This window comes from Pseudomonas sp. (genome assembly GCF_037994325.1).
Lineage (GTDB): Bacteria > Pseudomonadota > Gammaproteobacteria > Pseudomonadales > Pseudomonadaceae > Aquipseudomonas.
Map to the genome: position 1 here is coordinate 1 of NZ_JBBNAH010000026.1, position 7,635 is coordinate 7,635.

General features: G+C 55.8%; 10 protein-coding genes and 1 pseudogene. 9 read left to right on the top strand and 2 right to left on the bottom strand.

The annotated features are described in order from the left end of the window. The first annotated feature begins 639 nt into the window (after positions 1-639). The 7 genes from AAAB16_RS00820 to AAAB16_RS00850 all read left to right on the top strand — a co-directional run bounded on the left by AAAB16_RS00820 (position 640) and on the right by AAAB16_RS00850 (position 5,554). Positions 640-1,632, top strand: coding sequence for a D-cysteine desulfhydrase (locus AAAB16_RS00820; RefSeq protein WP_340661618.1), 993 nt, complete (start codon positions 640-642; stop codon positions 1,630-1,632). A gap of 122 nt (positions 1,633-1,754) precedes the next feature. Next, positions 1,755-2,555, top strand: coding sequence for a cystine ABC transporter substrate-binding protein (tcyJ, locus tag AAAB16_RS00825; RefSeq protein ID WP_340661619.1), 801 nt, complete (start codon positions 1,755-1,757; stop codon positions 2,553-2,555). Continuing rightward, a complete protein-coding gene (tcyL, locus tag AAAB16_RS00830; protein ID WP_177411346.1) occupies positions 2,555-3,220 on the top strand; it encodes a cystine ABC transporter permease in 666 nt (221 codons plus the stop codon). Before tcyJ ends, tcyL begins: the two co-directional genes overlap by 1 nt. A 7-nt stretch (positions 3,221-3,227) precedes the next feature. Then, positions 3,228-4,004: an L-cystine ABC transporter ATP-binding protein TcyN gene (gene tcyN / locus AAAB16_RS00835; RefSeq protein ID WP_340661624.1), complete on the top strand. Its 777-nt coding sequence runs from the start codon at positions 3,228-3,230 to the stop codon at positions 4,002-4,004. A gap of 195 nt (positions 4,005-4,199) precedes the next feature. After that, positions 4,200-4,412 carry a cold-shock protein gene (locus tag AAAB16_RS00840; protein ID WP_108095560.1) on the top strand — a complete coding sequence of 71 codons (213 nt, stop codon included), beginning with the start codon at positions 4,200-4,202 and terminating at the stop codon, positions 4,410-4,412. Positions 4,413-4,976: 564 nt separating this feature from the next. Continuing rightward, entirely contained in the window at positions 4,977-5,213 is a 237-nt protein-coding gene (locus AAAB16_RS00845; protein ID WP_110616389.1) for a hypothetical protein, read from the top strand. Positions 5,214-5,266: 53 nt separating this feature from the next. After that, the gene (locus AAAB16_RS00850) at positions 5,267-5,554 is read left to right on the top strand and encodes a DUF3509 domain-containing protein (protein ID WP_340661620.1); all 288 of its coding nucleotides are present in this window, start codon (positions 5,267-5,269) and stop codon (positions 5,552-5,554) included. A 75-nt stretch (positions 5,555-5,629) separates the two neighbouring features. Here AAAB16_RS00850 and AAAB16_RS00855 read toward each other — a convergent pair whose 3' ends face one another. Beyond that, complete coding sequence (locus AAAB16_RS00855; RefSeq protein WP_340661621.1) at positions 5,630-5,908, bottom strand: hypothetical protein; 279 nt, start codon at positions 5,906-5,908, stop codon at positions 5,630-5,632. 67 nt (positions 5,909-5,975) lie between these two features. Then, positions 5,976-6,263 (bottom strand): hypothetical protein, encoded by a 288-nt coding sequence (locus AAAB16_RS00860; protein WP_340661622.1) that lies wholly within the window; start codon positions 6,261-6,263, stop codon positions 5,976-5,978. Between the two features lie 423 nt (positions 6,264-6,686). Between AAAB16_RS00860 and AAAB16_RS00865 the strand changes: the two genes are divergently transcribed. Together AAAB16_RS00865 and AAAB16_RS00870 are read left to right on the top strand one after the other, a co-directional pair. Next, entirely contained in the window at positions 6,687-7,226 is a 540-nt protein-coding gene (locus AAAB16_RS00865; RefSeq protein ID WP_340661623.1) for a type II secretion system protein N, read from the top strand. Beyond that, positions 7,223-7,635: pseudogene (locus AAAB16_RS00870) on the top strand (type II secretion system protein GspD); the annotation flags it as partial. The gene AAAB16_RS00865 and the pseudogene AAAB16_RS00870, both read left to right, overlap by 4 nt.

Sequence of the window (7,635 nt, forward strand, 5' to 3'; positions counted from 1 at the left end):
CGGCCACTCTACTCCGATTTTTTTGTGGGTAAAGTCTTGAAAAAAATCGACACCCGCGTTCTAGAGCAAGCGCTTGCGACAATCCACAGAACCTGTGGATAACTCAGTGGACAAGTTGGTAGCAAGGCTCGCGAAGGCCGATGGCGCGGGGCTCAAAGTCGAATTGATGATTTTTTCACCAACTCAAAAAGTCTATATTTTTCATTGACTTAATCGGCAAAGAAAAAAACTTGAAGGCCCATATAGGTTTTTCCGCCGTGGCCCTAGGCTCGCTTCGCAATTGTGCACAAGTTTTGACGCGCGGTTGCCTGACGCCCTTTTTAAGGGCAGTTGAAGGCGCTTTTAGCGCTTATACGCCGGTAGTTTTCCTACACAGATTGCTGCAACCCACGGAACTCCTGAGGTGACGCTTGGTCGCGGGTAAGCCAACCGACACAATTTCATCATGCAAATCTGCTAGCCGCTGCCACGGCAAACCCAGAAAAGCCGTTTCCATTGTTTTAACTGGCCGACGCGGGGGTGCGCTAAAGCTGTGCAACTAAGCAACTGGCCACTAATGCGCATTTGTTTTTATCCAGTTGTGCGGGCCCCGATCGCTACCTATAGTCCTCTGCTTTGCGCCCTCTTTCGCCGGACACCATGATCAGCCAACCGCTCAACCGCTTCGCGCGCCTGCCGTTATTCAACGCCCCTACCGCCTTGGAAAAGCTGCCGCGCCTTTCCGCCACGCTGGGCCGGGACATCTATATCAAACGCGACGACACCACTCAGTTCGCCTTGGGTGGCAACAAGGTGCGCAAGCTCGAGTATCTGTTGGCCGACGCGCTCCAGGCTGGCGCCGATACGTTGATCACAGCAGGCGCCATTCAGTCCAACCACGTGCGGCAAACGGCGGCGGTCGCGGCGCGCTTGGGGCTGGGCTGCTTGGCCCTGCTGGAAAACCCGATTGGTACACAAGACAGCAACTATTTGAGCAATGGCAATCGCCTGCTGTTGGACTTGTTTGATGCGCAGGTTGAATTGGTGGCCAACCTCGACAACGCCGAGCAACTTTTGCAGGAAGCCGCCGAGCGTTTGCGTAGCCTTGGCAAGAAGCCGTACGTAGTGCCGATTGGCGGCTCCAATGCCCTGGGCGCACTCGGCTATGTGCGCGCCGGATTGGAATTGGCCCAGCAAATAGAAGAAAGCAGCAAAACCTTTGCAGCCGTCGTGCTGGCCTCGGGCAGCGCCGGAACCCATAGCGGTTTGGCGTTGGCGCTAGCGGAGTGCTTGCCGCAGCTGCCTGTGATTGGCGTGACCGTGTCGCGCCCGGTCGCCACGCAGTTGCCCAAGGTGCAGGGGTTGGCCGAGCGCACGGCTGAGCTGCTCGGCGTGTCGTTACCCGCCGCGTTTAAAGTAGAACTGTGGGACGACTATTTCGGTCCACGTTACGGCGAGCCGAATGCGGGAACCTTGGCGGCGATCAAACTGTTGGCCAGTCAGGAAGGTGTACTGCTGGACCCGGTATACACCGGCAAGGCGTTTGCCGGGTTGCTCGATGGCATCGCCAAGGGGCGCTTCCCCGGCAATGATCCGCTGCTGTTTTTGCATACTGGGGGCTCGCCGGCATTGTTTGCCTATCATCCGGCGTGACGGCGGACACATATTCCAAAATAGAAGCAATATCTAATTTTTTATTATTTTATTGCATATTATATTTCGCTCTATAGTTATCCCCACTTCACGCCACCTCACGCATTTCAGGGATTTTCGCTATGACCATTTCCGCACTGCGCCGTACCTTTATTCTTGGCAGCTTGAGCTTGGTGCTCGGCGCCAGCTTTATTGGCAGCACCCAGGCCGCTGACGATCTGCTGCAAACCATCCAGAAAAAAGGCTCGATCCAGATTGGCCTGGAAGGCACGTATCCACCGTTTAACTTCCAAGACGAGAGCGGCAAACTGACTGGCTTTGAAGTGGAGTTCGCCGAAGCCATTGCCAAGGAGCTGGGGGTTAAAGCGGAGTTCCAGCCCACCAAGTGGGACGGCATCCTCGCCGCACTGGAATCCAAGCGTCTGGACATTGTGGTCAACCAAGTGACCATCTCCGAAGAGCGCAAGAAGAAGTACGATTTTTCCAGCCCCTATACCGTTTCCGGCATTCAAGTGCTGACCCGCAAAGGGCAAGAAGACAAGTTCTCCAAACCTAGCGATCTGGACGGCAAGAAAGTCGGCGTAGTGCTGGGCACCAACTATGAACAGTGGCTGAAAGAGAACGTACCGGGCGCGGATATTCGCACCTATGACGACGATGCCAGCCGCAACCAGGACGTGCGTGTGGGCCGTCTCGACGCCATCCTGGGTGACCGTTTGGCAGCCTTTGAGCTGATCGAAAAAACCGGCAATACCCTGGCCGTGGCCGGCAAACCGTTCGCCCCGCAGGAAGCCGGTATTGCCCTGCGTAAAGGCAACCCGCAATTGCTCGCGGCCATCGACAAAGCCATCGCCAAACTGCGCGCTGACGGCACGCTGGAAAAGCTCTCGGTGAAGTGGTTCAAGGCTGACGTAACCAAATGATCGAAGAGAGTCTGCAGCTTGCGCTGAACTCTGCGCCCTTCCTGCTGAAGGGCGCCATCTACACCATCGTACTGAGCCTGGGGGGCATGTTTTTTGGCATGCTCCTGGGCTTTGCTTTGGCGCTTATGCGCCTTTCGCATTTAAAGATTCTGAGCTGGACCTCGCGCGTCTACGTGTCGTTCTTTCGTGGTACGCCGCTGTTGGTGCAGCTGTTTATGATCTATTACGGCTTGCCGCAACTGGGCATCCAACTGGATCCGCTGCCGGCCGCGCTGGTGGGTTTCTCGCTGAACATGGCCGCCTATGTCTGCGAGATCTTGCGCGCAGCCATTGGCTCGATTGACCGTGGGCAATGGGAAGCGGCCGCCAGCATCGGCATGACTCGCGCGCAAACCCTGCGCCGAGCCATCCTGCCGCAAGCCGCACGCACGGCGTTGCCGCCGCTGGGCAACAGTTTTATCTCGCTGGTAAAAGACACAGCGTTAGCGGCCACCATTCAGGTGCCCGAGCTGTTCCGCCAGGCACAGTTGATCACCGCGCGCACCTTCGAGATTTTCACCATGTACCTGGCCGCCGCGCTGATTTACTGGGTGCTTGCCAGCGCATTAGCGCTGCTGCAAAACCATCTGGAAGCCCGCGTTAATCGCCACAACCAAGAGCAATAAAATGCCCATGATCGAAGTGCGCGCACTGACCAAAGTGTTCAATGGGCAAACGGTGCTCAAGGGCATTGACCTGGATGTGGCAGCCGGTGAAGTAGTGGCCATTATTGGCCCTAGTGGCTCAGGCAAAACGACCCTACTGCGTATGCTCAATCTGCTGGAAGAACCCAGCAGTGGCACCATCCGAGTGGGCGATATGTTTATCGACGCCAGCAAGCCACTGGCCAAGCAGAAAGAGCTGATTCGCAGCCTGCGTCAACGCGTGGGTTTTGTGTTTCAGAACTTCAATCTGTTCCCCCATCGCACTGCGCTGGAGAACATTATTGAAGGACCGATCGTGGTGAAAAAAGAGCCACGCGCCACGGCCATTGAGCGCGGTCGCGCGTTGCTGGCGCGGGTCGGTTTGGCGGGCAAGGAGGACTCTTACCCACGGCGTTTGTCGGGTGGGCAACAGCAGCGCGTGGCCATTGCCAGAGCGCTGGCAATGCAGCCGGACGTGATTTTGTTCGATGAGCCCACCTCGGCTCTGGACCCGGAATTGGTCGGTGAGGTGCTAGCCACCATTCGTAGCCTGGCGCAGGAAAACCGCACCATGCTGATCGTCACCCACGAGATGAGTTTTGCCCGCGACGTGGCCAATCGGGTGATTTTTATCGACGGCGGCGTGATCGTTGAGCAAGGCGAAGCCAAGGCGTTATTTGCCAATCCGCGCGAGGCGCGTACACAACAATTTTTGAGCAAATTTACAGCGCAAAACGAGGCGCCGCGCGCGATTATTAACGAGTAAAACAGAGGCCTATTTTGGCCGATGCGAAGGGCTCGCACTCGGCGAATAAACCTTGTATGGTGTCGCCACTGTGCTGCTTGTGTCACCGTGAATCGCAATGGAAGCTCGCTCTTGCCACACGACTCCTTTTACTCTTTGCACTCAGTCCCGACCTGGTCTTATGACCTCAGTTAACTTTGTTCAAGGAGCTACACCATGTCCAATCGCCAAGCTGGTACCGTTAAGTGGTTCAACGATGAAAAAGGCTACGGCTTCATCACTCCACAATCGGGCGGCGACGATCTTTTCGTTCACTTCAAAGCTATCCAATCGGATGGTTTCAAAAGCCTGAAAGAAGGCCAGTCGGTTACTTTCGTAGCTGCCAAAGGTCAGAAAGGCATGCAAGCTGAAGAAGTTCAGGTTGCCTAATTCAGCCCAGCGCTGAATGTAAAAAGCCCCGCTTCGGTGGGGCTTTTTTATGCCTGCGTTTTTTTTGCGCGCGGTTACCAAAGACAGCGACTTTATAACCACTGGTCAGACTGGCTAGCCATAACAGGTTTTTTCCCGTAGGGTGCCGCCCGGTTAGTACCACGTCTGAAAATCAATTTAAGCCCTCCCCTCCAGCGTTCAGCTCAACCGAGCTCTGCTGATGTGAAGTGCCTGACGCCAAGTGAAAGCTGTTTCAGCCCACCTGGCTGGCCTCCAGATAAAGCATCACCGCCCTCTGTAAAAGACTGCCGTGTTGCCTCCAACTCTGCCAAGACCATCCGTTGATTGATCAGGTTTGCCACTGGAACCGCACTTAAATAGTGTTCCGTGGCACCTGCCCTCCGAAGTACCTACCTGCACCTTCAGCGCTACCAATTGGTGGAACTTTATCGTGCGGTCCTGCTCCGATCAGAGTCACTTGCGCTCGCCCATTTGGCGGCCAATATCGGAGTTTTTTTGTTAGCGGCAACGACGCCGCATGTGTAGTAGGAACATCTAATAATGATGAACACCCAACCCCAAGTTCAGGATGCTATCAGCACCCTGCGTAATGCCTTCGCCCCTCTGGCCTGCCATATCCAGGCTGTGCGCAATGGCTGCTTCAGCTTCACCATCGTCAACGATCGCGGCGTTGCCCGTCACTGCGAACGTCTCTACCCAGAGCAGTACGCCAACGGCTCGCTGCAACAGGTAATTGACCGTACGCGGCAAACCCTGGCAACTAAAGGCCTGGCGGCCTGAACCTCCGTCACGCGGGACGGTCAGAGCTAACTCACCCGCGACGGAGCGCTTATATGCGTCATGTTAATTTCGACCTGCTCGAAAAAGCCTTCCACCCGCTGCGCCCTTCTCTGGGCCAGCGTCGCCCAGATGGTAGCGTGGTGCTCACCCTCGCTGACAGTAATGATGAAATGGCCTACAGCCGCGTTATCAGTTCAGATGAAGTGGTCAGCGCCGAAGTGTTTGGCCAGGTGGTAGAAGGGGTACGCCGTGAGCTTTGCGTACGTGCCGGCTCGCTTTCTTCAGAGATGAGAAAACAGTTGGTGGATAACGCCGGCGTTATGAGTTACATACCCGCCTGATTGCCCGCCAGGGCGAAAAAAAACCGGAGCCTGTGGCAACAGGCTCCGGTTTTTTTATGGGCGATTGATAACCCGCTATTTACAGGTCACCACCAGACTACGGTAAGCGTAATCACCCGGCTCAAGACCGAGAACGCGGTCATCGGGTGCCGCATCGGCGCGGCCCTTTTTACCCACAACATCGTACCCAGACGGGCAGCTCTGCATCGCCTTTTCGTAACAGTGCTCCCACTTCAACGCCTGCCCGGAACAATCGATGCTCAATGCCTCGTTGCCATCCTTGGTGATGGTCTCGTTCACCGTTGCGCAACCACTGAGGGCTATCAGTAACGCCCCGAAAATCCACTTCGTCATGTCTATTCCTGTAGCAGCAATCAGTCAGCTAAGGCCAAAGCGCTGGCCGGTGTTGTTGGCAGAAAATCTAACGACAAAGCACGATCATATTGCGGCTGGAGAAGCCATCCGGATTCAGACCGAAGGGATAGTTTTCAGCGTAATCGCCCTCCCCCACACCCGACTTCGCCAACACTTTGTACCCGGCGCTACCGCAATTCTTGGCGGCCTCGCTCAGGCAGTCTTCCCAGGATGAACTCAACCCCGAACAACTAATGTGTAAGCCTGCCTTCTTACCGTACTTTTTATGCACCGTTGGGGCCGAAGAACATCCGGCAATCGCCAATACGGTCAGCAGTATCAAAAGACGCTTCATACAGTGTCCTTATGCGGCGCCTGTTTTTATTGGTTGGAAGTAAGAATTGCTGTTCTACGTTGGCACCTCGACCACAGGTCAAAGCCACCACCGCACCCCCTATCTAACCACCATCCTTGGCCCCGTTCCCACGCCCGCAAGTTCGATCGTGAAGTCCTCACGCGGGATGAGATTACTAGCGCGCAGTATCAGGCACAGAGGTTGCCCTATTCAACGCATTACAAATTGTATGAGAGGCGATACCGATATTTGACTCACCGAATATCTCATCAATTTATGGCCTCTAGCCGTACCAACCACAGGAAAAAACCTACACATCAACAAGGACAGAGCCCACTCGTCGACACCCGCTCGCTCGCGATAATCGCCGCCCGTTCCGCTGCCGTCTGGCGTGGCGCTTTTATTCGACGCACTGGAGTCTCCGTGAATCTGCCCATTTCGCCCTTAGCCTGGAGCGTACCCAAGGTTCGTTACGCTGCGATGGTCGCGATCGCTTTATGCGTGTTGGGCTGGCTTACCTTTGATCTCTGGCAACTCCAACAAGGCTTATCCGTTAGCCAACCCGCTCCCACTATCAACGAAAGCCGTGCAATACCCGCAGATCAGCCACTGAACATTGCCGCAGTCGCGTCCTTTCTCGGCGTTCAACAACAAGCGGGAGACGAAGCCTCGGCCGCTGATACACCGCTGACGCTTCTTGCCTGCTTTGTGGAACGTCGACAAGACCTCTCACGGGCACTCATCCAATCACCTGATGCCAGCGCCTTTTACCGCCCAGGCGACAGCCTACCCGGCGGCGGCACGCTTACCAGCGTGAGTACCGATGAAGTGCTCATTCTGCGCAACGGCAGACGCCAGACACTGACGTTCGCCGCCCCTGCAACGCCCCTATTTATTGCTTCGCCGCCCCAAGCGTCCGCGGCCTCAGCCATGCCTTCCCCCACTATCGAAAATCCACTATGAACAAGCTCTCGCTAGTCGCAGCGGCGCTGTCCGCCTGCCTGATGTCCAACACGCTGAACGCTGCTCAGAACACGGATGACAAACCGCAGTGGACGCTCAATATGCAAAACGCCGAACTGCGCGATTTGGTTGGCGAGGTCGGAAAAATCACCGGAAAAACCATCGTTATCGACCCTAACCTCAACGGCCGCGTCACCGTTCAGGCGCAGGCCGCGATGAGTAAAGAGGACATTTACTCGCTCTTTCTCAGCGTTTTGCGTCGGCAAGGCTTTACCGCGATTGATCAAGGCGACCGCACCGTGATCGTCCCTGTCGACAAAGCCAAAACCATGGCCAGTAGCGCCACCGGTGATGAAGCCGAAGCGTTCGTCACGCGGATAATTGATCTGCACAACACCTCGGCCAACGA